This is a genomic window from Brucella sp. IR068, assembly GCF_049065885.1.
Taxonomy (GTDB): domain Bacteria; phylum Pseudomonadota; class Alphaproteobacteria; order Rhizobiales; family Rhizobiaceae; genus Brucella; species Brucella intermedia.
In genome coordinates, this window is sequence record NZ_JBAKHE010000024.1 from 42501 (window position 1) to 66098 (window position 23598).

Consider the following 23598-nt stretch of genomic DNA (forward strand, 5'->3'; position numbering starts at 1 on the left):
TGCCTGACTGCAAGACTGACAAGTCGAGCAGAGACGAAAGTCGGTCATAGTGATCCGGTGGTCCCGCGTGGAAGGGCCATCGCTCAACGGATAAAAGGTACGCCGGGGATAACAGGCTGATGACCCCCAAGAGTCCATATCGACGGGGTTGTTTGGCACCTCGATGTCGACTCATCGCATCCTGGGGCTGGAGCAGGTCCCAAGGGTATGGCTGTTCGCCATTTAAAGCGGTACGTGAGTTGGGTTCAGAACGTCGTGAGACAGTTCGGTCCCTATCTGCCGTGGGTGTAGGAATATTGACAGGATCTGTCCCTAGTACGAGAGGACCGGGATGGACGTATCTCTGGTGGACCTGTTGTCGTGCCAACGGCATAGCAGGGTAGCTATATACGGACGGGATAACCGCTGAAGGCATCTAAGCGGGAAACCCACCTGAAAACGAGTATTCCCTATCAGAGCCGTGGAAGACCACCACGTTGATAGGCCGGGTGTGGAAGTGCGGCAACGCATGCAGCTTACCGGTACTAATAGCTCGATCGACTTGATCACTCCCATTTACAATATCCATCGAACGAAGTTCGATGAAGGCAATATGGCAGTAGGGCAATAAGGCAATATGTTGCCTAAAGCCCTTAACCATCGCCTGCACAGAAAGACAAAGCACAAAGGCAAAGGAYAGGCGCAGAMMAAACATACTGCCCTATTCCCCTACTGCCTTACTCCTGAACCAGCTTCTCATTTGTGTTCTTCGCCGACCTGGTGGTTATGGCGGAGCGGCTGCACCCGATCCCATTCCGAACTCGGCCGTGAAACGCTCCAGCGCCAATGGTACTTCATCTTAAGATGCGGGAGAGTAGGTCGCTGCCAGGTCTGCGCGCCAAAAAATACCAAAACCGGTCATAATATCGCACCCATAACGCGGGGTGGAGCAGCCCGGTAGCTCGTCAGGCTCATAACCTGAAGGCCGCAGGTTCAAATCCTGCCCCCGCAACCAGTGTTGTTGAATAAGCCTCGTTACCAACCTAACGGGGCTTTTTCGCGTTTTGATCCTCCTTAGTCAAAAGCATAATCGCTCCCAATTCTTCGATATGCTCAATCTCTAATTCTCCCGTTTCGTCGGGTTGCAAGACGGATTGTGCTGAAGACGGCGCGGCAGAGCTGCTGCCGGTGCCGCGTCATCTGGGCGGCATTGAGCACTTTGATCCGCGCCGCGACCTGCTTGCGGTAGATTACGCGCGGGTCCGGACAGCGGTCGCGTGGTGTTCGCCGGAGCGATATAACCAGATAGCCGTTGCCTCGCGTGCCTTTCAGGTTCAAATAGGCGCCACGTCTGTCATGCGTGGAACGGGCATCGGCTTCCCCGCATGATCGATCATTTCATTGATGGAGATGCGTGATGCATTATTCTGCAGCTGCCGACCGTTATCAGTCGGATATGATCTATCGCCGCACTGGTCGGAGCGGTATCGATTTGCCAGCTATTTCACTTGGTCTCTGGCACAATTTCGGCGGTCGGGATGTCTATGAAAATGGTCGCGCAATCCTGCGCCGGGCCTTCGATCTAGGCGTGACCCACTTCGACCTCGCAAACAATTATGGACCGCCTCCCGGCTCAGCGGAAGAAAACTTCGGCCGCGTGATGGCCAGTGATTTTCGGCCCTATCGCGATGAAATGATCATCTCTTCAAAAGCCGGTTGGGACATGTGGCCGGGGCCGTACGGAGGCATTGGCGGCAGTCGCAAATACCTGATCGCCAGCCTCGACCAGTCGCTGAAGCGGATGGGGCTCGACTATGTCGACATCTTCTATTCGCACCGTGTGGACGCCACGACGCCGCTGGAAGAGACGATGGGGGCGCTCGCGCATCTGCACCGTCAGGGCAAGGCGCTTTATGTGGGGATTTCCAGCTATTCACCGGAACTGACGCAGAAGGCGGCCGCGATCCTGAAGGAAGAGCGGGTCCCGCTTTTCATTCATCAGCCCAATTACAACATGTTCAATCGCTGGATTGAAAATGGCCTGCTCGATACGCTTGGCGAGATCGGAACCGGCTGCATTGTCTTTTCGCCTCTGGCTCAAGGATTGCTGACCTCCCGCTATTTGAACGGAATTCCCGAAGGGGCGCGGGCGAATCAGGGCGGCTCGCTGAAGGCCAGTGCACAGAACGAAGAGCTGCTGGGCCGTATCCGGGCGCTGAACGCCATCGCGGAACGTCGCGGTCAGACATTGGCTCAAATGGCGATCGCCTGGACACTGCGCGACCCGCGTGTCACCTCTTCGCTGATCGGGGCAAGTTCGGTAACACAGCTTGAAAATTCGCTGGGTGCCCTGAAGGGGCTGGAATTCAGCGCCGAGGAACTGGCAGAAATTGACCAGTATGCGCATGACGGTGGAACCGACTGGTGGAAGAGTTCGACTTCGCTTTGATGTGTTAACGAAGAGCATGTTAAAGGCCGTACGCTCAGCGTGCGGCCTTTCGCGTGAATGGATGAATGCAATTCACGCGGGGCGACGTAATTGCTATAGGCCAACGAGGGCAAGGCAGTTGCCGTAGGAGCCTTTGGGGGAAAAGAATCAGGCCATGTCGCTGCGGTCGATAAAGGGCAGTTTGAAATATCCGCTGATCCGTGCCGGGCTGGAGGCTATCGCCTTTTCCGGTGCTGCGGCGCTTTTCCCTTCTGCCGGTGGACGTGGTGTCGTCTTCACGATGCATCACGTCAAACCGGAAGAGGCGACAGATCGGCTGGACCCGAACGCAATTCTCTCGATTACGCCACAGACGCTCGAAATGGCCATAGAAGCATCGTTGGAAGCGGGCCTTGTGCCCGTCCACCTGCATGATTTGCCGAAGCTGCTTTCCGAGCCCGATAATAGACAGAAGTATGTCGCCTTCACTCTGGATGACGGCTATCGCAACAATGCGGAATTCGCAGCGCCCGTGTTTGGACGGCATAATGTTCCTTACACGATCTTCATCACGACCGGTTTTGTGGAACGTACTCGATCCATGTGGTGGAGAACCAGTGCGGCTCTGGTAACGGAAGCCGACGGTTTCCGGTTCGACTTCGGCGGCGGTGCCGTTGATGTCCGCGCGCAAAGCCAAGGCCAGAAATCAGCTGCCTTCGCAAGGTTCGTCCAGTTCATGCAACATTTCGACGAAGACGAGGCGGTAGCCCGCATCGACGCAGCGGCGAAGATGGCCGGGGTCGATCCGATTTCTCTCGTCGACGAATCGGTGATGAACGCATCCGAACTGCATGACCTGGCCCGCGATCCGCTTGTGCATCTTGGGGCGCACACGGTCACTCACGTCAACCTGCGGCGCGTGGATGACGACAGGCTGGCAAGGGAGATTGCCGATTCGACCGCCTCGGTTGAAAACTATACCGGCTACAGGCCGCGATCCTTTGCCTATCCGTATGGCTGGAAGACGGCGGTCGGTGAACGTGAAATCGAAGTCGTTTCAAAAGCAGGCTTCGATGTGGGCGTAACCACGCAGCCTGGCGTGCTGCAGCAGCCCGGTGTGATGCCGGTCGCGGCCATTCCGCGTATTTCCCTCAACGGCTATTTTCAGAAGAAGCGCTATATCAAGGCGCTTCTTACGGGGCTGCCGTTCAAGCTGATCTAGAGCGGTTCCTGTTCTAACAGAATCGCCGGAACCGCTCTAACTATTTGTTTTATCGCATTATCCAACGCATCGAAGCGGGATAAGAAATCAGTCCAGTGAACTGATTTTCCCCGCGTAGACGCTTCGCACTTTTGCTGGAAATGCGCTAGCTGAAATCAAATGACGAGATGTCCTGAAAACACGAGAGGCCGCCTGTCGGCAGCCTTCGTAAAACCTGATTTGAGAAACTGGAGCGGGCGAAGGGATTCGAACCCTCGACCCCAACCTTGGCAAGGTTGTGCTCTACCCCTGAGCTACACCCGCTCGCGCCAGTCATTCCGGAACCGTTCGTTTCCGTCAGGCAGGCGCTATATGAACCAACGCTTCGCAGATTGCAACAGGGAAATTTGCTTCTTTGTGCAAGATATTTGCCTGTTCTTTCGCAAAGCTGTGGATGAAATCGGAGCCCACCGCGCCTGCAGCCCCATGACAGCCCCATGGTGCTTGCATCGCAACGGCGTGACGACGCGTCAAACTGGCAGGGAAACGCTATCATGCGCCAGTTTCCGCCTGCACTGACAGTTTCATCACATGCGCATATTTGCGCGGATTGAAGCTCAGATAGAGCGGGCAGATGCTTGCGACCAGAATGAGGTGCATGATCCAGCCGGAAGCAAACGAGCCGGTCAATCCGTGCAGGAAAGCGGTGGCGACCGGACCGAGAGCGGCGATCAGAAAACCCCCGCCCTGCATCATGGCGGTAAGCGCGCCTGCTTCCTCCGGCCTGGGCAGATGGTCGAGCGATGTAATCATCGCAAGGGCGAAGCTGCCGCCGAGACCCGCGCCGCAGATCGCCGACCAGAAGAACGGGGAAAGTTGCGGTGCAAAGGCAAGGCCAGCAAAGCCAACTGCCTGCATGGCCAATGTCAGCAACAGGAAAGGCCGGCGGTCGGTGCTGCGGCGGGCGAGCAGGGGCAGTCCAAAGGCCGCGAGCGCCTGCGCGACTGCCATCGCCGCGACGAGATTTCCGGTGGTGGACGCCGCAAGCCCCAGCGACTGGTAGTAGGGGGCAAGCCACGCAACCATGGATGAATAACCCGCATTGACGAGGCCGAATGCAGCCATCAGCACCCAGGTGCGCGGGCGGCGCAGCAAATGGCCGGTTATTCCGGATTTTTTGCCCGACGACGAAGTTTCGCGGAGAATGGAGACTGCTGCCAGCAGGGCCAGCACGGCCGGGAAGGCTAGCGCGGCGAGGGCGAACCGCCAGTTATGCTGGCTTCCCGCAAGCCATGGTGTCAGCCGCGCACCGAGCGCGCCGCCGCCCATGATCATGGCTGAGTAGAGCCCCGTCACAGGGGCAATGGTGGATGGGAAGCTGGCCTTGATGAGACCGGGCATCAATGCCTGAATCATAGCAACGCCTGCGCCGCACAGCACGGCGGTCAGAACCAGCGAAATGCCATCCGGCACGAAGCCGCGCAGGAGAGAGCCTGCTGCAAGAATGGCAAGCGCTGCAAACATGCTGCGGCGGGTCCCGAATAGCGACTGGATGCGCGGGGTTGCAAAAGCGCCAAGACCCATCAGCATCATCGGAAGAAAGGTGAGCAGGGACAGGGCGCCGAAACCCATGCCCGTATCGGTCGCAATGTCTGAAAGCACCGGCCCCGGTGCAGTCAGGAACGGACGCAGGTTGAGGCCGATCAGGACGACGAGTGCAATGAGGGCAAAGCTTGCGGTGCGCCCGCTGCCGGTCGCTGCGCGGTTGGTAGTCTGCATGTTTCAGGCGCCAGTCTTATTCTTGCTTTCCCATAGCTGATAGAGTTCCGGTTCGTTTTCCGGCGGGGAATGTTCGAAAGTGATGCCGGTCTGTGCATGCAGAGGCTTGGCAAGTTCCGCGGCGATTTTCGCGGTCGAAAGGCCAAAAGGTTCGGCCTGCTCATTGGAATAGGCGAAGCGGATTTTTTCCACACCTGCCATGCGCATGGCGGCAAAGCACATGGGGCAGGGCTGGCCGCTGGCATAGACTTCGCAACCATCGAGGCGCGGCGATCGCAGCGCCTTTCCTGCCGCGCGCAGCGCCAGCAATTCTGCATGCGCGGTGGGATCGCAATCGGCCTGCATACGGTTGACCCCGGTGGCGATGACTTCGCCGCCCTTGACGACCACAGCGCCGAACGGGCGTCCGCCTTGCTCAATATTGTCGAAGGCGAGCTTTATGGCCTGATCGAGAAATGTGCCGTCGCTGCTCATTTCGCGCCAGCCTTTTCCAGCAGGGCCACAATGGGGGCATAGCCACGGCTGCGGGCGTGTTGGAGAGGCGTCACGCCGTCATTGTCGGCGAGATTGACGTCGGCACCGGCCTCGATGAGAAGCTTCACGATCTCGACATGGCGCTGACCGCCATCGCCGAGCATGATGGCTTCAAGGAGCGCCGTCCAGCCGAGATTGTTGACGTGATCGACCTTCACGCCAGCCTCGATCAGCGTGCGCACCGTTTCGACATGCCCCCGTTCGGAAGCGGGAATGAGGGCCGTTCCGCCATAGCGGTTTGTGCTTTTGAGGTCTGCTCCATGCGCGAGCGTCAACTTGAGAATTTCGAGGTGTCCGCGCGCGCCTGCATAAAGATAGGGGCTGTCCTTGATGGCATCCCTGGCGTTGACGTCCGCCCCGGCATCGATGAGCGCACGGGCGACATCGATGTGGTTTGCGTGGGTTGCTGCAAGAAGCGCCGTCTCGCCATTTCTGCCGCGTGCTTCGAGATCCGCTCCGGCCTTGATGGCCGAATTGACCGAGGCGAGGTCGCCGGCTGCCGCGGCTTGAATAAGCGAGGTTTCGGCACGGGCTGCGGCATGGTGGCCGGGCAATGTCGGTTCGGTCATGACTACGGTCCCTGCAATCAATGCCAAGGCACTCAAGCTGAATATCGTTTGACGCATCGGCTGGTTCTCCTGCTTGTTGCGTTCATACAGGCCGGGTGACATATTTGGAAATTAAATGTTTAACTGCTATCCAGTGGCTTCATGAATATTGCTTTCAATCTCGATCTTTTGCGGGCCTTCGTGACTGTCGTCGACAGCCGCAGTTTTACGGTAGCTGCCTCGCAGTTGCATTCGACCCAATCGACGATAAGCCAGAAGATCATCAGGCTGGAGGAAGCCGCCGGTCAGGCGCTTCTGGAACGCGCCCGGCATGATGTGCGTCCGACGGATGCAGGCGAAAAGCTGCTGGGCTATGCGCGCCGCATCCTGCAGCTCCATGACGAGGCAGCCGCCGCGATGACCGGGACGGCGCTCGCCGCCGTGTTTCGTCTCGGCCTGCCGGAAGATTTCGCCTCGCGGTTGGTGACACCTGCGCTGGCGCGTTTCATGCGCGCGCACCCAAACACGAAACTCGAGGTGACAAGCGGCCTCAGCCGTGACTTGCAGAAAGGTTTCGAGACCGGGGAATACGATCTGGTCATGGTGAAACAGAAGCGCGGCGAAACGGTCGGGACGATGCGCTGGCCGGAACCGCTTTCATGGCTGGAAAGCGCCGCCTTCCCCGTGTCCCACGTCGATCCCCTGCCGCTTGTCGTGTTCCCCCCGAACGGGCTCTATCGCAGCGACATGATGGAGGCACTCGACCGGGCAGGCAGGCGCTGGCATGTGGTTTTCACCAGCTCCAGCCTGGCGAGTATCCAGAGCGCAGTTGCCGAGGGTCTGGGTGTCAGCCTGCTGCCGAAGCGTGTTGCGTTGCCCGGTCATCGGGTAGTGCCTGCCGCCGCTGGACTGCCCTCCGTCGAGCCGATGGAAATCGTCATACGTCACATGGACAATGGACCCGAACAAATCCGCCAGCTCGCCGCCATGCTGGCGGAAATCGTTGGCGAGTGAGAATCTCGAAGGGGTTGTCCCGCGTTATGTCCCTAAGGGCCGCCTTAACGGTTTGCGTCTTTTCGGGAGCCATCCACGAAATTTCCGGTCTTTTCCACGCGATTTAATTTCCGAAAAGCCTATCCGTTTTCAGATTGACTGATTTTGTATCCAGGATATTGTGTCCAGAAAAGTTGGGAGGCTTTTCGATTGGCGGCTTTTGAATGGCGCAGTCAGACCCGTTTGCTGGACGAAGTGGCAGATGCACTTCGCGAGCGGATTTATGCGGGCGATTATGCGCCGGGCGCTATACTCAGGCAGGAACATATCGCGGCTGAATTCGGCATCAGCCGCACGCCCTTGCGCGAGGCCCTACGCGTTCTGGAGCGTGACGGGCTGGTCATTCACCTGCCGGGGCGGGGCGTTCGTGTCGCTTCCGCCGATCTCACCCGGCTGATCGATGCCTATGCGGTGCGCGAAGTGCTGGACGGAGTCGCGGCGCGCTTTGCCGCCGAACGGGCAACGGATGCGGATATCGCCAGGCTGCGCGCGCATGTTGCGGGGCAGGGCGCGGTTGTCGATCCATGGGACCCGAAAGCCTATACCCAATCCAACGTCGATTTTCATATGGCGGTGATGAATACGGCAGGCAATGCTTCGCTGATCGCCTTCGTGCCGCTTCTGCGCATGACATCGCAGGTTTTTGCGCCGTCCTTTTCACTGTCGGTGGATCGGGCGCGCGATGCAATCCGCGAGCATGGGGCCATTGTCGAAGCCATCGCTTCGCGCGATGGCGAGGAGGCCGAGCGGCTGGCGCGGGCGCATATCCGCGCAACCACGGCAAGGTTGGAGGCGGGAATGCCGCTTCGGGAGAACGAAAATGAAGCATGAGAACAAGACGGGAGGAGCCGGCTTGCTCCGTTATGGCAATTTCATCGCGGGCGAATGGCAGGATGCCGTTGGCGGCGAGCATATCACGCTCAAAAACCCTTCCGACGGCAGCGATCTTGCGTTGATTGCGCGCGGCACCAAGGCTGATATCGATCTGGCCGTTGCAGCGGCGCGCAGCGCACTTTCGGGCGACTGGGGCAAGTTGACGGCGACTGAACGTGGCCGTGTGCTGCACCGCATTTCGGAAGAGGTGTTGAAGAACATCGACCTCCTGACCGATCTGGAATCGAAGGATGTCGGCAAGCCGGTCACGCAGGCGCGTGCCGACGTGGTGGCGCTGGCGCGTTATCTCGAATTTTATGGCGCGTCCGCCGACAAGGTGCACGGCGACACGCTGCCTTATCAGAACGGTTTTACGGTTCTGTCGATCTATGAGCCGCACGGCGTTACCGGCCATATCATTCCATGGAACTACCCGATGCAGATTCTGGGCCGCAGTCTTGGCGCAGCGCTTGCCATGGGCAATGCAGCCGTGGTCAAGCCTGCTGAAGAAGCCTGCCTGACCATCTTGGAATTTGCGAAAATTGCCGAAAGGGCCGGCCTGCCGAAAGGCGCTCTCAATGTCGTGACCGGGCTTGGCGCGGAAGCCGGTGCGGCGCTCTCCGAACATCCGGACGTCAATCACATCTCATTCACCGGGTCCGTTCGTACCGGGGAAGCGGTTCAGGCTGCGGCTGCAAAGAATACGGTGCCGGTGACGCTGGAACTTGGCGGAAAATCGCCGCAGATCGTCTTCGCCGATGCCGATCTCGACCGCGCCTTGCCGTTTCTGGTCAATGCGGGCATCCAGAATGCCGGCCAGACCTGCTCGGCCTCGTCGCGCATTCTGGTCGAGCGCAGCATTTATGAAGAAGTTGTCGCGCGCATGAGCGAGCGCTACCGCGCATTGAAGGTCGGGCCAGCCAGCGCCGATCTGTCTGTCGGCCCGGTCGTGTCGCAGCGCCAGAAGGCGATTGTCGATGACTATCTGGCTCTTGCGAAAGAAAGCGGCCTGGCCATTGCCGCGCAAGGCGTGCTGGCGGAAGATGCGCCGGAAGGCGGCGCCTATGTCCTGCCGACGCTGATCCGCGATGTTCCTGCCGATCATCGTCTGGCGCAGGAAGAAATTTTTGGTCCGGTGCAGGTCATCCTGCCTTTCGACACCGAAGAAGAGGCCATCGCGATTGCCAATGGCACGCATTATGGCCTCGTCTGCGGCATCTGGACCAATGATGGCGGACGTCAGTTCCGCCTGGCGCGTGCCATACATTCCGGTCAGGTGTTCATCAACAATTACGGGGCCGGTGGCGGCATCGAATTGCCCTTCGGCGGTGTGAAGAAATCCGGTCATGGTCGTGAAAAGGGCTTTGAGGCGCTCTATGGATTCGCCTCGCTGAAGACGATTTCCGTGTATCACGGTTAAGGAGATTACAGTGTCGCTTGAAGGTAAGGTCGCGCTCATCACGGGAGCAGGTTCGGGGTTTGGCGAAGGCATGGCGAAGCGCTTTGCTGACGGCGGCGCAAAGGTCGTCATCGTGGACCGCGACAAGGCAGGCGCTGAGCGTGTGGCAGGCGAAATAGGCGAGGCGGCGCTGGCCGTTGCTGCCGATATCTCCAGGGAAGCCGATGTCGACGCGGCGGTGGAGGCTGCCCTGTCGAAGTTCGGCAAGGTCGATATTCTGATCAACAATGCCGGCATCGGCCACAAGCCGCAAAATGCCGAACTGGTCGAGCCGGAAGAATTCGACCGCATTCTCGGCGTCAACGTACGCGGCGTCTACCTGATGACCCGCAAGCTCATCCCGCATTTCAAGAGCAATGGCGAGGGCGTAATCCTCAACGTCGCCTCGACCGGCGCTGGTCGCCCGCGTCCGAATCTTGCCTGGTACAATGCCACCAAGGGCTGGGTGGTTTCGGTCACCAAGGCGCTCGCCATCGAGCTTGCTCCGGCGAAAATCCGTGTGGTGGCATTGAACCCGGTTGCCGGTGAAACGCCGCTTCTTACCACTTTCATGGGTGAGGACACTGAGGAAATCCGTAAGAAATTCCGCGATTCCATTCCGATGGGCCGCCTGTTGAAACCCGACGATCTGGCTGAAGCTGCGGCTTTCCTTTGCTCGCCTGCTGCCTCTATGATTACCGGGGTTGCGCTCGACGTGGATGGCGGGCGTTCGATTTAGGAAAAAAGGCAAGGGGAGCCAAAGAGGAACAATGGGTAAGCTGCTGAAAGCCGGGCTGATAACAGCCGCGATGCTGGCATCGATCAACGGTGCATTTGCAAAAGACACGCTGGTGGTCGGCGAAGTGCTGGAGCCGCCGGGCCTCGATCCGACCGCCAACGCCGCCGCCGGCATCCGGCAGGTTACCTATGCGAACCTCTATGAAGGTCTGGTGCGCATTGTCGAGGACGGTACTGTAAAGCCGCTTCTGGCTGAAAGCTGGACCGTCTCCGATGACAAGAAGACCTATACGTTCAAGTTGCGGCAGGGCGTGAAGTTTCACGACGGCACGCCGTTCGACTGCCCGGTGGTGAAATTCTCCTATGACCGCGCCGTGGCTCCGGATTCCACCAATGCGCAAAAGGGACTGTTCGAGCCTATTGCGAGCACGGAATGTCCTGATCCCGCGACCGCCGTTGTCACGCTGAAGCGTCCAACCTCGAATTTCCTGTTCAATATGGGTTGGGGTGACGCGGTCATGGTCGCGCCCAATTCGGCTGCCGACAACAAGACCAAGCCGGTTGGCACGGGCCCGTTCAAATTCAAACGCTGGGTGCAGGGCGACCGCGTCGAGCTGGAACGCAATCCGGACTATTGGGGCGAACCGGCAAAGCTATCCGCCGTCACGTTCCGTTTTGTGAGCGACCCGTCGGCTGCTGCCGCTGCCATCCTTGCCGGTGACATCGACGTCTTCCCGATGTTCCAGGCACCGGAACTCATCAGCCGCTTCAAGAGCGACGACAAGTTACAGGTCGAAGTGGGCGATACGGCGGGCAAGGTCCTGCTGTCGCTCAACAATGCCAAGGCTCCTTTCGACAATGTGAAGGTGCGTCAGGCGCTGGCCCACGCCATTGACCGCAAGGCGCTGATCGAAGGCGTTTATTCCGGTTTCGGCACGCCAATCGGCTCGCATTATGCGCCGGTCGACCCGGGTTATGTCGACCTGTCGGAAACCTATCCCTATGATCCGGCAAAGGCGAAGCAGTTGCTGGAGGAGGCTGGCGTTCCGGCGGGCACGACGATCACCATCACGCTTCCACCACCGGCCTATGCGCGGCGCGGCGGCGAGATCATCGCGGCCATGCTGGCGGAGGTCGGCATTCAGGCCAATCTGGTGCCAATCGAGTTTGCGCAATGGCTGGATCAGGTGTTCAAGCGGTCGGATTTCGACGCGACGATCATCGCGCATACCGAGGCGCGCGATCTCGATATCTATGCCCGCGACAAATACTACTTCAACTACAACAACCCGGAATACAAGGCGCTCTACAAGGCCTATGCCGAGGCTGGAAGCGATGAGGAGCAGCTCGAACTCGTGAAGAAGCTGCAGGAAAAACTTGCTGCCGACGAGCCGAACATCTTCCTCTATGCGCTGCCGAAAATCGGCGTGTGGAACAAGAATGTGAAGGGCCTGTGGAAGAACATGCCGGTCCCGGCTGACGATCTGACGCAAGCCTATTGGGCGGAATAAACGAAGCGGTTTTGCGTTGGATAATGCGTAGAAACAAGTAGCCGGAGCGGGTCCGATACCCCGTTTTGATTGGACACGCTCTGGCTCGCCCCGTCGCACGTTCGGCGGGGACCAAATGGATGGCCGCGTACCCCATAAAGATAAGGGGAGGGCGTGCGGCGGATTGGAATGTGGAAAGCGGATTTCCGTCTTTTCAAGGAGGTCGTTTTGCTGGCTTACATTTCCGGGCGACTGGTTTCGCTCCTGCTTACGACGCTTGCGGCTTCCGTCATCGTCTTTCTGCTGATGCAGGTGCTGCCGGGCGATCCGGCAGCGGTGATCCTGGGCATCAATGCGCAGCCCGAAACACTGGCAGCGCTTCACAAGCAGCTTGGCCTCGACCAGCCGCTTTGGTGGCGCTACCTCACATGGATTGGCGGCTTTCTGAAAGGCGATTTCGGCACGAGCTATACCTATTCCGTGCCGATCAGCGAATTGCTCGGGCCGCGCATCATGGTCACGCTGCCGCTGGCGCTTCTGTCGATGGTCCTGTCGGTCGCGGTCGCCATTCCGGTCGGTGTCTATGCCGCTTCCAAGCGCGGCAAGACCGGCGACGTGGTCTCCATGGGCGTGGCGCAGGTCGGTGTCGCAATTCCGAATTTCTGGCTTGGTCTGCTTTTGATCCTGCTTTTTGCCTTGCAGCTTGGCTGGTTTCCGGCTTCGGGTTTCGCGGGCTGGGAAGGCGGGTTCTGGAATGGTATCCGTTCGCTGTTCCTTCCCGCATTGGCGCTTGCGCTGCCGCTTGCCGCCATTCTGGCCCGCGTAACCCGATCCGCCGTCATCGAGACACTGGGTGAGGATTTCGTGCGCACTGCCCGCGCCAAGGGCCTGACGCGCAAGGCCGCGCTCTGGCGTCATGCGGTGCCCAATGCGCTGATCCCGGTCGTCACCATCATCGGGCTGCAATTTTCCTTTCTGCTGGCGGGAACCATCATCATCGAAAATGTCTTCAATCTCCCCGGCCTTGGAAGGCTGGTGTTCCAGGCCATCGCGCAGCGCGATCTCGTCACCGTGCAGTCGCTGGTGACGCTGCTTGCCGCTTCGGTGATTGCCGTCAATTTCGTCGTCGATCTTGTCTATGGCTTCATCGATCCGCGCCTTTCGACCGGAGGCAGCCGATGAGCGAGGCGCAGGCTTTCCCGAAACCGGGCATATTCAAGACCATACTGACCAGCCGCAGTTTGGCCCTCGGCTCACTCATCACGATCATTCTTGTCGCGATGGCCGTCATCTCCTATGTCTGGACGCCTTATTCGCCGACGGCGATGAACTTCCGCGACAAGTTGCAGGGGCCGAGCCTCAATCACCTCTTCGGCACGGACAATTTTGGGCGCGATGTGTTCTCCATGATCATGGTCGGTGCGCGCAATTCCATCGCCGTATCAATCATCGCGGTGCTGGTTGGGGCCGGTATCGGTATTCCACTCGGGTCGCTTGCAGCGGCGCGCGGTGGGCTGATCGATGGTTTCGTCATGCGAATGACCGATCTCGCCTTCGCGTTTCCAGCGCTTCTTACCGCTGTCATCATTACCGCCATTTTCGGGCCCGGCGCGGTCAATGCGATGATCGCCATCGGCATCTTCAACATTCCTGTGTTCGCGCGCGTCACACGCGGCGCATCGCTGGGGCTCTGGAAGCGTGAATATGTGCAGGCCGCGCGTTGTGCGGGGCGCGGCGATATATCGATCACGCTTTTGCATGTGCTGCCCAACATCAACCATGTGCTGATCGTGCAGGCGACGATCCAGTTTGCGCTGGCCATCGTCGCGGAAGCGGGCCTGTCCTATGTCGGGCTTGGCACCCAGCCGCCGATGCCGAGCTGGGGCAAGATGCTCAACGATGCGCAGACCTTCATCTATGATGCGCCATGGCTCGCCATCTTCCCCGGGCTCGCCATCACGCTCGCCGTGCTTGGCCTCAACATGCTGGGCGACGGATTGCGTGATGTGCTCGATCCGCGCGTCAGGAGGCAGAGATGACAACACCTTTGCTTGAGATGGACAATATGTCCGTCGAACTGCCCATCGGGCTCAAACTCGCGGAAATCGTGTCCGATATTACCCTGACGCTCAATCGCGGTGAACGCCTTGGCGTGGTGGGTGAATCCGGCAGCGGCAAGTCGATCACCGCCCTTGCCGCCATGGGCCTGCTGCCCGACCGGATGCGCGTGCGCGGCACGTTGCGTTTTGACGGCGAGGACCTTGCCGCCATGCCGGAAGCGGAACTCTGCAAGATGCGCGGGCGGCGCATGGCGATGATCTTTCAGGAACCGATGACAGCGCTCAATCCGGTCAAGACCATAGGCGCACAGATTGCCGAAGGACGCCGCCTGCATATGGGTGAGAGCCGCGCCGATGCGGAGCGTGAAGCGCGTCGGCTGCTTGATCGCGTCGGGCTGCCTGCGCCGCGCTTCAATCTCGAACTCTATCCGCACCAGCTTTCCGGCGGGCAACGCCAGCGCGTGATGATCGCCATGGCGATTGCCTGCGAGCCCGACCTGCTGATTGCCGACGAACCGACAACGGCACTCGACGTCACCGTTCAGGCGCAGATACTCGACCTGATGGACGAACTGATCGACGAGACCGGCACGGCCCTGATGCTTATCACCCATGACCTTGGCGTGGTTTCGGAAATGACCGACCGCATCGCCGTCATGTATGCGGGCCGCATCGTCGAGACGGGACGCACGGAAGCGGTGTTCAATCGCATGGCGCATCCTTATGCCCGCGGGCTGTTCCAGGCTTCGCCACATGGTGCCGCGCTGGTGCGCAGCCACGGCACGGGACGCCAGCGCCTCGCCGCTATCCCCGGCGTCGTGCCGGACCCGCTGGCGCGTCCGCCCTATTGTACCTTTGCTGACCGCTGCTCTTTTGTGCAGGCGGATTGCCGAAAGGCGATACCGCCGCTCGATTTCATCGGTGAGAACGACGGGATCGCGCATCGCGCCGCCTGTATTCATCCGCGAGACGGCGAGGTGCTCGCATGAGCAAGATGATCTTGCAGGTGCGCGATGTGGTGCGCGAATACCAGCTGCCGCGTCCGTCATTTTTTTCAAAGCCGGGCGCGTTGCGTGTCCTGCATGGGGTCAATGTTGAGATCGAAGCCGGGCAAAGCCTTGGCATCGTGGGTGAAAGCGGCTCCGGCAAGTCCACGCTGGCCCGCGCCGTCATGGGGCTGGAGCGTCCGCAAGCGGGACAAATTCTCATCAACGGGCAGGATATCTATGCGCTTGATCGCGCCGGCTTGCGTGAAGCGCGCAAGGGCTTTCAGGCGATCTTTCAGGACCCGTATGGCTCGCTCGACCCGCGCCATACGGTCAAGCGCATCATTTCCGAACCGATCGTATCGCTGGAAAGCGGCACCAGTACCAAAGAGCGCGACGATCGCGTGGCGGAAGTGCTGGAAGCGGTTGGCTTGCCAAAGGCCTCGGCGGAAAAATATCCGCACGAGTTTTCGGGCGGGCAACGCCAGCGTATCGCCATCGCGCGCGCCCTGATCACCAAGCCCGCTTTGATCGTCGCGGACGAGCCGGTGTCGGCGCTTGACGTTTCCATTCAGGCGCAGGTTTTGAACCTGATGATGGATCTGCAGGAAAAGTTCGGCCTTTCCTATCTGTTCATCAGCCACGATCTGGGTGTCGTGCGCGCCATCACCGACCGCGTCGCCGTGATCTATCGCGGCAATATTGTCGAGCAGGGACCGACCAACGAAGTCTTCGACAATCCTCGACATGACTATACGCGGGCGCTGGTCGACGCCGTGCCGAAGCCGTTTTCCGGTCGCCGCAAGCGAGTGCGACGCCCAAGCTCCACACTGAAATTGCCTGAGTGATTTGAGGAAATCCCAATGTCGAATCCAGCCGATTTGTCAGCCGTCGAACTCGTGTCCGCCTATAAGGCGAAGTCGCTTTCGCCGGTCGAGGTCACGGAAGCGGTCATCGCCCGCATCGAAGCCTATGAGCCGAAGCTGAATGCGCTTTGGGCTTACGATCCCGACGCCGCACGTGTTTCGGCCAAGGCCTCGGAAGCGCGCTGGGCAAAGGGCGAGCCTGCCGGACCCATCGATGGCGTTCCGCTGACGATCAAGGAAAATATCGCGACCGAAGGCACGGCTGTTCCGCTCGGCTGCGCGGCGCTGCCGCTGGAGCCCGCCAGCGCCGACGCTCCGCCTGCGGCGCGGACACGGGAGGCTGGCGGCGTGCTGCTGGCCAAGACGACCATGCCTGATCTCGGCATGTTGTCTTCCGGCCTGTCGAGCTTCCACAAGCTAGCGCGCAATCCATGGGACCTCGGTACCAATCCAGGCGGATCAAGTGCCGGTGCGGGCAGCGCCGGTGCGGCCGGTTACGGTCCGTTGCATATCGGCACGGATATTGGTGGCTCGATCCGCCTGCCTGCAGGCTGGTGCGGCCTCGTTGGACTGAAGCCTTCCTTCGGGCGCATTCCCATCGATCCGCCATTTCTCGGTCGCGTGGCCGGGCCGATGACGCGCACTGTCGCTGACAGCGCGCTTTACATGTCGGTGCTTTCAAGACCTGATCGTCGCGATGGCATGAGCCTGCCCTATCAGGATATCGACTGGATGAGCCTCGACATCGATGTGAAGGGCTTAAAGATCGGCCTGTGGCTCGATGCCGGTTTCGGCGAGCCGGTGGGGGATGGAACCCGCGCCGCCGTCGAAGCCGCAGCGAAATTGCTTGCCGATGCGGGTGCGATCATCGAGCCTGTTGCACCATTTCTGAACCGCACCATGATCGATGGTCTGGATCGTTTCTGGCGCGCGCGGTCGTGGTCGGATATCAGGAAGATGACGCCGGAAAACCGTGCGAAGATTCTGCCTTACATCTATCAGTGGACGGAAACCGCCGAGGGCTTAACGGGCGAAGAAGTCTATCTCGGCTTTGCCCAGATGGATGCAATGCGCAATGCGGCGCTTGCCGCTTCCAAGGGCTTCGACTTTATCATTTCGCCAACCGCGCCCATGCCGACCTATCCGGCGGAATGGGCGTCTCCGGTCAACGACCCGCAGCGCCCCTTCGAACATATCGCCTTCACCGTGGCGATGAATATGTCGGAGCAGCCTGCGATTTCGATCAATTGCGGTTATACGGCCAAGGGTCTACCCATTGGCTTGCAGATTTTCGGCCAGCGTTTTGATGATCTGGGCGTGTTGCGCCTTGCAAAAGCGTATGAGGAGATGCGGCCAGAGCAGAGGCCGTGGCCAGTTATTGCGTGACTGCCAAATCCTGCCCCTCATCCTGAGGAGGCGCGAAGCGCCCTCTCGAAGGGTGAGGGGCCATCTCCTATCCTTCGAGACGGTGACCTTCGACAAGCTCAGGTCCCCTCCTCAGGATGAGGGAGATGGGCAGGCGCTCGGGATGTTGGGGGCGGTTACTTTTTCGGGCGAAGCGGCGCGCGTTCCTTGTAACGGTCCATGGCGGTGAGCTTCTGGACCAGCGGGTCGGCGTCGCGCCAGCCATAAATCTCGGTGCGCAGATATTCGAGTTCGGCGTCGAGCTCTTCTTCACCGATCTCCGTCCACCATGATTTCGGACGCCCGTCAGTGCCGTCCGACCAGCGATAGCCACGCGCTTTCAGATGATCTTTCATCTCGAACGGGCTATTCTCGGCGTAGATGCGCATCCGCGCGCGCTGGCTGGCCTTCAAGAGTTCGGCAAAGGGCGTGGTATCGCCAGACTGTTCCTTCAGCACCGCAAGCAGGGCCTGACAATCGTCTTCGGCCCGGTGACCGTTATGGAAAAAGCCGCTCTGGCCGATCAGGTACCCAAGCTTGGTGCCTTCAAAGCCGCGTGCAGTCCAGTCGATTTCCTTGACCGAGCAGGCCCAAGGCTTGTTGGCGAAGGCGATGGAAAAACGTTCAAGAAATGGACGGTCAAACCCTGCATTATGCGCGATGATGATATCGGCCTCGGCGATGAGCGCGTCCAGCTTTTCGCGGGGGATCGTCTGCCCCCTCACCATCTCGTCGGTGATGCCGGTGATGCGAGTGATGTCGGCCGGGATCGGCCGGGAAGGTTGCTGCAATGCGCCGAACGTGGCGCAGATATCGCCTATCGATCCGTCGTCGGCATAACGGAAGGCAACCGCGCCGATCTCGATGATTTCTTCCTGCGCTGGATTGAGGCCGGTCGTTTCCGTGTCCACGACAACGCCCAGACGGGGGAAGGCGATCCTGTCGGCGTCGGGAACGGTCGGCGGCGGGTCTAGCCTTTGGAGGATGCGGTAACGTCCGCTCTCCTTCAGCCGCTTCACCATCTCCGCTTCGTCTATACCGGTAGTCTTGCCGTGTTTGGCGCGGGCGGGACGCAGTTCTGCCCGTTCCTGTCCTTCCGCCGGGGAAGGAGCAAAAAGGTCGAACTGATGGCGCATGGAACTTCTCCGCATGGGGGAACGGGTTTGGCAAAGAATGCCATTTTGCGGTGCTGCAACCAAGGCCGCAATCGTATAAGTAACAGGTAATCATCCTGTCGAACCGTGGCAAGGCGGGGCGCGGGGGCGTGGGAGAGGGCTTGAGGAGGGGATTTCGTGGCGGATTATGATTATTGCGTCATCGGCGGCGGCATTGTCGGGCTTGCGACAGCAAAAGCCATGCAGGAGGCGGAGCCGGGCGCAAGGATCATTCTGCTGGAGAAGGAAAGCGATTTAGCGCGCCACCAGACGGGACACAATAGCGGCGTCATCCATGCCGGCATCTATTACCAGCCCGGTTCATTGAAAGCGCAATTGTGCCGGGCCGGTGCCGAAGCCACGAAAGCCTTTTGCAGGCAATATTCCATTCGATTCGAAACATGCGGCAAGCTTCTGGTGGCAACCTCTCAAAAGGAGGTCGAGCGCATGGAGGCTCTGGCAAGGCGTGCGGTCCAGAACGACATCGCGTTCCAGCACGTGGATCAGCAGGCGCTACGCAAGGCAGAGCCTGCGGTCGCGGGGCTGGGGGCGCTTCTGGTTCCTGCGACCGGCATCGTCGACTATGCAAAAGTATCGCGGGCGATGGCGGCGGAAATCGTCGAGCGCGGCGGTATCGTGCGGCTCAATTCGCCGGTGGCCGCCATCCGGGAGGATGACACGGGCGTTGCGGTGACGGTGAATGGCGAGACCGTGCGCGCTTCCAGACTGGTCGCTTGTGCGGGATTGCAGTCGGACCGCATCGCGCGTCTTGCCGGGCTGGATATCAGCCACCGCATCGTGCCGTTTCGTGGCGAATACTACACCCTGCCGCAATCGAAGGCGAATATCGTCAAACATCTGATCTATCCGATCCCCGATCCCGACCTGCCATTCCTCGGCATCCACCTGACGCGAACGATCGATGGCGGCGTCACGGTCGGCCCGAACGCGGTGCTCGGGTTTGCGCGCGAAGGATATGACAAGGGCAGTTTCCGTGCGGGTGACGTCGCGGACATGGCTGCATTTCCCGGCTTCTGGAAGATGGCGATGAAGAACTGGCGTTCTGCACTGTCCGAGTTCTGCAATTCCGCGTCCCGCGCGCGTTATCTCAAGGAATGCCGGAAATATTGCCCCACACTGGAGCTTTCCGATCTCGGTGCGCCGGGGGCGGGAATACGCGCGCAAGCCGTGCTCCATGACGGTACGCTGGTGCATGATTTTCTTTTCAGGGAAACAGAGAGAATGCTTCACGTCTGCAACGCGCCGTCACCGGCGGCAACATCTTCCATACCTATCGGGCGGATGATCGCCGAAAAGCTTCTGGGGATAAATCTCAAGGTAAAAACTATGTGAAAGCAGAACTTTCCTGAATGATGTTGTTTTCAGATGATTTTTAGCATTCACTTATACTCGATATTGCTCCTTTAGGCTTGAGTGCTTGTCCATATTGACAGCTATTAACTTGACTTTGCCCCCGGTTTGTAATTGCACGTTACGTTCAACCTGAAATAGCGTTTTCTGCAATCTTGTTTTGACTGATCAGGGCCAGTTCGTGAAGTTTGTGCCGCCGCTTATAGTCTTGCTGTTTGCTGCGACGATGTCGGGCGTCTGGACGCTCGACACGAAGCGCAGGCATCTCTTGTTTTTCGGCCTCAGCTTTGGCTGTTTCGCCATGGGGCTTCTGGTTCCGATATCGCTGATCTCGGACAGTCTTGCCCTGACTTCGCCGATAGCTACGGCTCTCCATTTTATGGGCGGGTGGCTGCTTTGCGAAGGTGTGATGATGCGGATGGGCATGCGTTATTCGCGGGTGGCGCCCCGCCTGATCGGGCTCGGTCTCCTAGCGGCCATGGTCTTTTTCATCGCAAATGATACGGGTTACGCGCGCATTGCGCCTGCGGTGCACCTGTCGCTGGGTAGCCTGATGGCGGTGCTTTGCATTCAGGCGCGCGATCTCGCCTGTCGAAGCTCGATCGATCGCGTGCTGTTCGGTGCGTTGCTGCTTTTGACGGTGCATTTCTATGTGCAGGCTGGAATGGCGCTGGGCCTCCCCGACGAGATTGTGCAACCGTCTGAACTGATACATACGCGCTACTGGCAGGGCGTCATGATATTCGGTTCCTTTGCGGGCGTGTTCGCCGGCCTTGTCCTTCTGGCGGTAACGACTTCCGATGTGGTGGAGGAATTGCAGGCGGAACGCGACGCCGATCCGCTGACCGGCGTTCTCAACCGTCGCGGACTGGAACGCCGGGCGCGCATGCGTCTGGCCGAGGTCCAGCGCGGCGACCATGGAGTCATCATTGCCGATATCGATCACTTCAAATCGATCAATGATGCACTGGGCCATGCAACCGGCGATCAGGTTCTGGTCGAGTTCGCCCGCATCCTGCAAACCATAGCAGCCGAAACGACGATTGTCGGACGCATTGGCGGCGAAGAATTTGTTCTTCTGGTCCGGGGCGATGCCGAAACATGCGAGAGACTGGGCAATCTGCTTTGCGGGCGCGTGGCTCGGCATCAGTTCCTCATGCTGTCAGGCCGCCAACTGACATGCAGCTTTGGTATCGCCATGGTGCGCGGCGGCGAAACCTTGTGGGAAACGGCGGCACGGGCCGATCTTGCCCTGATGCGGGTCAAGCATCGTGGACGCAATCGCGTTGCCGTGGAGGGGCTGGAGTTCCCCAGCGCCAAGCAAGGCGCATTGCTTCTGACAGGCTGAACCGGCGCATGGCGATCCGGTTTTCTTCTTCCCGTAAAGGATTTGGTTACCATAATTGGCGATGCTGGAGATGACCTTCCAGTCACCGCCTTGCCATGTTGCGTTCGTCTTTTTGCCGGACTGACATGCAAGGCGGCGCAGTGAAAGTTGTTCTCCACTCGGATTTGTATCATGGCGTGTGTAACAGAAGTGTATGGCTCCGCGGTTCCGCGCGGCAAGGGCATCCGGCTTCCATTCGGTCTCAAGGGGTTTACGCGCGTTGCGGTGTTCGCCGCCACGGGCCTCGTAGCCGGAAGCTGGATGATGACCGCGCTCGGTACGCTGGAAACGGTGGTGCCAGCCTTTGCACCTGTTGCCCCTGTCATGCGCCGTGTCTCCCTGAACGCACCGCAGGCGCTTGCCGTCGTCGACCACAGGCTCGCACCGTCGCGGCGCATCAGGCAAGGCTTCATCGATGCCTATACCGCTGACGCCGCTTATTCCAATCTCGACTGGCGCCGGAGCAAAAGGGCGGATGGTGCGCCTATCATCGCCGATATCGGCCCGGATTCCGTCATCGAGGACAAGCCCGTTGATACGGCGTCCCTCATTGAACTGCGCGCTGATCGCGTTCGGCGCGAAGAGCCTGTTTTGGCGCGTGTTCAGCCACAGCAACCTGCTGCGGAGGCCGGTGCGACTGTGCTGGCCTATGCGCCGGTGCCTGCCACATCGGACGCGACAGCGGCTTTCAGCAAGATAGAACCGCTCTCGCAAGCCGAAGAAGTGGATGCGGCGGAGAAGCAGGCACATCTGCCCACCGGCAATGCCGTTCCTGTTCCGCAGCTCGCATCGGACCAGAACTCGGCTGTCGCCGCAGAAGCCGGAGCCGCCCAAGACGCATTCCTGCCCGATGACGTGCCGTTGCCTGGTGCCAAGCCTTCGCTGCGCCGTTCCCGCATGCATGAAAAGACCGAACTCGCCTATGCGCCGGAAAGCGGCGCAACCGAGGAGCCGCGCCCCGGCCTGTTCAGTCCGCTTCTCAATCAGGCTTCGCGCAGCAAGGTTGCCATCTATGATATTTCCGCGGCCACCGTTTACCTGCCGAGCGGCGAGCGCCTGGAAGCCCATTCCGGCCTCGGTCCGATGCGTGACAATCCGCGCTACGTGAACCAGAAGAACCGCGGGCCCACACCGCCGCATACCTATGATCTGCGCATGCGCGAGGCGTTGTTCCACGGCGTCGAGGCGATCCGCCTTACGCCTGTCGATGGCAATAACCGCTACAATCGCGATGGGCTTCTGGCGCATACTTTCATGCTCGGACGCCGTGGTGATTCCAATGGCTGTGTGGTGTTCAAGGACTATCCGCGCTTCCTGCGCGCGTTCAAGCGCGGCGAGTTCAACAAGCTGGTCGTCGTGACCCGGATGCAATCCTCCAAACCCGCCCGGATAGCATCGCTTTTATGATAGACGGCCCTTTTCGGGACGATCCTTCGAATATCGGGGTCACACAAAGAAATGTGATCCCCGGTTTGTTGCGGGCGGGACGAATTTGATAGATATCTTTCATCGAAACCGATGGGAGATTTTCATGAAACTTTATTACAAGGCTGGTGCCTGTTCGCTCGCACCCCACATCATCCTGAGCGAAGCAGGCCTGCCTTATGAACTGGAAGCCGTGGACATCAAGGCCAAGAAGACGGCTGACGGCGAAGACTATTTCGCGATCAATCCGCGCGGCGCGGTTCCGGCGCTGGAAGTAAAGCCCGGCACTGTCATCACGCAGAACGCGGCAATTCTCCAATATATCGGCGACCATTCCGATGTTGCGGCATTCAAGCCTGCTTATGGCACCATCGAACGTGCACGCCTGCAGGAAGCGCTGGGCTTCTGCTCGGATCTGCATGCGGCTTTCAGCGGCCTGTTCGCTCCCACCCTCACGGAAGAAGCGAAGGCGGGCGTCATTGCCAATATCAATCGTCGTCTGGGGCAGTTCGAAGCCATGCTGCCGGACAAGAATGCCTACTGGCTTGGCGATGATTTCACGCAGCCGGATGCCTATGCGTCTGTCATCATTGGCTGGGGCGTCGGACTGAAACTCGATTTAAGTGCCTATCCCAAAGCGCTGAAGCTGCGCCAACGCGTGTTGGCGCGCCCGAACGTGCAAAAGGCGTTCAAGGAAGAAGGCCTGAACTAAAAACAAAGCCGGAGGCCAAACCTCCGGCTTATACATTTGAGGCCGGAACGGTAAACTTCGTTCCGGCCTCGTTTGTCATTGGGGTGAATGCAACACCGCACTGACGGCTGCAAAGAGGTTGGGTCGTGCCCGGCAGGAACTTTCGTTCGTAAAAAAGCAGAACCCTTTGCAG

General features: G+C 59.5%; 20 protein-coding genes, 2 tRNA genes and 2 rRNA genes (1 of these 24 cut by a window edge). 19 read left to right on the forward strand and 5 right to left on the reverse strand.

Translation table 11 applies throughout. The annotated features are described in order from the left end of the window. The 5 genes from ACOWVS_RS22325 to ACOWVS_RS22345 form a co-directional block, all read left to right on the forward strand. Positions 1-549 (forward strand): 23S ribosomal RNA (locus tag ACOWVS_RS22325); it begins 2256 nt to the left of the window's first position. 206 nt (positions 550-755) lie between these two features. Continuing rightward, positions 756-870: ribosomal RNA gene (gene rrf / locus ACOWVS_RS22330) — 5S ribosomal RNA — on the forward strand. Positions 871-917: 47 nt separating this feature from the next. Further along, positions 918-994: transfer RNA gene (locus tag ACOWVS_RS22335), tRNA-Met, on the forward strand. Positions 995-1396: 402 nt separating this feature from the next. Next, complete coding sequence (gene mgrA, locus ACOWVS_RS22340; protein ID WP_063881573.1) at positions 1397-2428, forward strand: L-glyceraldehyde 3-phosphate reductase; 1032 nt, start codon at positions 1397-1399, stop codon at positions 2426-2428. A 154-nt stretch (positions 2429-2582) separates the two neighbouring features. Next, positions 2583-3629, forward strand: coding sequence for a polysaccharide deacetylase family protein (locus ACOWVS_RS22345; RefSeq protein WP_063881572.1), 1047 nt, complete (start codon positions 2583-2585; stop codon positions 3627-3629). 228 nt (positions 3630-3857) lie between these two features. Here ACOWVS_RS22345 and ACOWVS_RS22350 read toward each other — a convergent pair. From ACOWVS_RS22350 to ACOWVS_RS22365, 4 genes are all read right to left on the reverse strand, one after another. Continuing rightward, a tRNA-Gly gene (locus tag ACOWVS_RS22350) sits at positions 3858-3932 on the reverse strand. Between the two features lie 228 nt (positions 3933-4160). Continuing rightward, positions 4161-5387, reverse strand: a complete 1227-nt coding sequence (locus ACOWVS_RS22355; protein ID WP_075042468.1) for a cyanate transporter — start codon at positions 5385-5387, stop codon at positions 4161-4163. A gap of 3 nt (positions 5388-5390) precedes the next feature. Further along, entirely contained in the window at positions 5391-5861 is a 471-nt protein-coding gene (locus ACOWVS_RS22360; protein ID WP_075042469.1) for a nucleoside deaminase, read from the reverse strand. Continuing rightward, complete coding sequence (locus tag ACOWVS_RS22365) at positions 5858-6547, reverse strand: ankyrin repeat domain-containing protein (RefSeq protein ID WP_081375305.1); 690 nt, start codon at positions 6545-6547, stop codon at positions 5858-5860. The genes ACOWVS_RS22360 and ACOWVS_RS22365 overlap by 4 nt, the downstream gene beginning before the upstream one ends. 84 nt (positions 6548-6631) lie before the next feature. Here ACOWVS_RS22365 and ACOWVS_RS22370 point away from each other — a divergent pair, with 84 nt between their 5' ends. From ACOWVS_RS22370 to ACOWVS_RS22415, 10 genes are all read left to right on the forward strand, one after another. Next, on the forward strand, positions 6632-7483 hold the full coding sequence (locus ACOWVS_RS22370) for a LysR family transcriptional regulator (protein WP_075042470.1): 852 nt from the start codon (positions 6632-6634) through the stop codon (positions 7481-7483). 189 nt (positions 7484-7672) lie between these two features. Then, a complete protein-coding gene (locus ACOWVS_RS22375; protein ID WP_063881569.1) occupies positions 7673-8353 on the forward strand; it encodes a GntR family transcriptional regulator in 681 nt (226 codons plus the stop codon). Beyond that, on the forward strand, positions 8343-9815 hold the full coding sequence (locus tag ACOWVS_RS22380) for an aldehyde dehydrogenase family protein (RefSeq protein WP_063881568.1): 1473 nt from the start codon (positions 8343-8345) through the stop codon (positions 9813-9815). Before ACOWVS_RS22375 ends, ACOWVS_RS22380 begins: the two co-directional genes overlap by 11 nt. 10 nt (positions 9816-9825) lie before the next feature. Continuing rightward, positions 9826-10572 (forward strand): SDR family oxidoreductase, encoded by a 747-nt coding sequence (locus ACOWVS_RS22385; protein ID WP_075042471.1) that lies wholly within the window; start codon positions 9826-9828, stop codon positions 10570-10572. 31 nt (positions 10573-10603) lie between these two features. After that, on the forward strand, positions 10604-12082 hold the full coding sequence (locus ACOWVS_RS22390) for an ABC transporter substrate-binding protein (RefSeq protein WP_025090764.1): 1479 nt from the start codon (positions 10604-10606) through the stop codon (positions 12080-12082). A gap of 207 nt (positions 12083-12289) precedes the next feature. After that, a complete protein-coding gene (locus ACOWVS_RS22395) occupies positions 12290-13243 on the forward strand; it encodes an ABC transporter permease (RefSeq protein WP_075042476.1) in 954 nt (317 codons plus the stop codon). Beyond that, positions 13240-14100 carry an ABC transporter permease gene (locus ACOWVS_RS22400; protein WP_006472197.1) on the forward strand — a complete coding sequence of 287 codons (861 nt, stop codon included), beginning with the start codon at positions 13240-13242 and terminating at the stop codon, positions 14098-14100. Before ACOWVS_RS22395 ends, ACOWVS_RS22400 begins: the two co-directional genes overlap by 4 nt. After that, positions 14097-15110, forward strand: coding sequence for an ABC transporter ATP-binding protein (locus tag ACOWVS_RS22405; protein WP_063881566.1), 1014 nt, complete (start codon positions 14097-14099; stop codon positions 15108-15110). Before ACOWVS_RS22400 ends, ACOWVS_RS22405 begins: the two co-directional genes overlap by 4 nt. Beyond that, on the forward strand, positions 15107-15955 hold the full coding sequence (locus ACOWVS_RS22410) for an ATP-binding cassette domain-containing protein (protein ID WP_075042472.1): 849 nt from the start codon (positions 15107-15109) through the stop codon (positions 15953-15955). The genes ACOWVS_RS22405 and ACOWVS_RS22410 overlap by 4 nt, the downstream gene beginning before the upstream one ends. Before the next feature lie 15 nt (positions 15956-15970). Further along, complete coding sequence (locus ACOWVS_RS22415; RefSeq protein WP_063881564.1) at positions 15971-17359, forward strand: amidase; 1389 nt, start codon at positions 15971-15973, stop codon at positions 17357-17359. 155 nt (positions 17360-17514) lie between these two features. Here the strand turns inward: ACOWVS_RS22415 and ACOWVS_RS22420 are convergent, their stop codons facing one another. Further along, positions 17515-18513, reverse strand: coding sequence for a 3'-5' exonuclease (locus tag ACOWVS_RS22420; RefSeq protein WP_063881563.1), 999 nt, complete (start codon positions 18511-18513; stop codon positions 17515-17517). 156 nt (positions 18514-18669) lie between these two features. On the opposite strand from ACOWVS_RS22420, the gene lhgO reads away from it, so the two are divergent. The 4 genes from lhgO (at position 18670) to gst (ending at position 23426) form a co-directional block, all read left to right on the forward strand. Then, positions 18670-19884 carry an L-2-hydroxyglutarate oxidase gene (gene lhgO / locus ACOWVS_RS22425; protein ID WP_063881562.1) on the forward strand — a complete coding sequence of 405 codons (1215 nt, stop codon included), beginning with the start codon at positions 18670-18672 and terminating at the stop codon, positions 19882-19884. Between the two features lie 199 nt (positions 19885-20083). Beyond that, positions 20084-21250, forward strand: coding sequence for a GGDEF domain-containing protein (locus ACOWVS_RS22430; RefSeq protein ID WP_075042477.1), 1167 nt, complete (start codon positions 20084-20086; stop codon positions 21248-21250). A 171-nt stretch (positions 21251-21421) separates the two neighbouring features. Continuing rightward, positions 21422-22696, forward strand: a complete 1275-nt coding sequence (locus tag ACOWVS_RS22435; RefSeq protein ID WP_075042473.1) for a DUF2778 domain-containing protein — start codon at positions 21422-21424, stop codon at positions 22694-22696. Positions 22697-22820: 124 nt separating this feature from the next. Continuing rightward, a complete protein-coding gene (gene gst, locus ACOWVS_RS22440) occupies positions 22821-23426 on the forward strand; it encodes a glutathione transferase (RefSeq protein WP_075042474.1) in 606 nt (201 codons plus the stop codon). Positions 23427-23598 lie beyond the last annotated feature (172 nt).

Coding starts and splice junctions, on each gene's coding strand:
- mgrA (WP_063881573.1), top strand. CDS start 1,397: ATGCATTATTCTGCAGCTGCCGACCGTTATCAGTCGGATATGATCTAT.
- ACOWVS_RS22345 (WP_063881572.1), top strand. CDS start 2,583: ATGTCGCTGCGGTCGATAAAGGGCAGTTTGAAATATCCGCTGATCCGT.
- ACOWVS_RS22355 (WP_075042468.1), bottom strand. CDS start 5,387: ATGCAGACTACCAACCGCGCAGCGACCGGCAGCGGGCGCACCGCAAGC.
- ACOWVS_RS22360 (WP_075042469.1), bottom strand. CDS start 5,861: ATGAGCAGCGACGGCACATTTCTCGATCAGGCCATAAAGCTCGCCTTC.
- ACOWVS_RS22365 (WP_081375305.1), bottom strand. CDS start 6,547: ATGCGTCAAACGATATTCAGCTTGAGTGCCTTGGCATTGATTGCAGGG.
- ACOWVS_RS22370 (WP_075042470.1), top strand. CDS start 6,632: ATGAATATTGCTTTCAATCTCGATCTTTTGCGGGCCTTCGTGACTGTC.
- ACOWVS_RS22380 (WP_063881568.1), top strand. CDS start 8,343: ATGAAGCATGAGAACAAGACGGGAGGAGCCGGCTTGCTCCGTTATGGC.
- ACOWVS_RS22390 (WP_025090764.1), top strand. CDS start 10,604: ATGGGTAAGCTGCTGAAAGCCGGGCTGATAACAGCCGCGATGCTGGCA.
- ACOWVS_RS22400 (WP_006472197.1), top strand. CDS start 13,240: ATGAGCGAGGCGCAGGCTTTCCCGAAACCGGGCATATTCAAGACCATA.
- ACOWVS_RS22405 (WP_063881566.1), top strand. CDS start 14,097: ATGACAACACCTTTGCTTGAGATGGACAATATGTCCGTCGAACTGCCC.
- ACOWVS_RS22410 (WP_075042472.1), top strand. CDS start 15,107: ATGAGCAAGATGATCTTGCAGGTGCGCGATGTGGTGCGCGAATACCAG.
- ACOWVS_RS22415 (WP_063881564.1), top strand. CDS start 15,971: ATGTCGAATCCAGCCGATTTGTCAGCCGTCGAACTCGTGTCCGCCTAT.
- ACOWVS_RS22420 (WP_063881563.1), bottom strand. CDS start 18,513: ATGCGCCATCAGTTCGACCTTTTTGCTCCTTCCCCGGCGGAAGGACAG.
- ACOWVS_RS22435 (WP_075042473.1), top strand. CDS start 21,422: ATGGCGTGTGTAACAGAAGTGTATGGCTCCGCGGTTCCGCGCGGCAAG.
- gst (WP_075042474.1), top strand. CDS start 22,821: ATGAAACTTTATTACAAGGCTGGTGCCTGTTCGCTCGCACCCCACATC.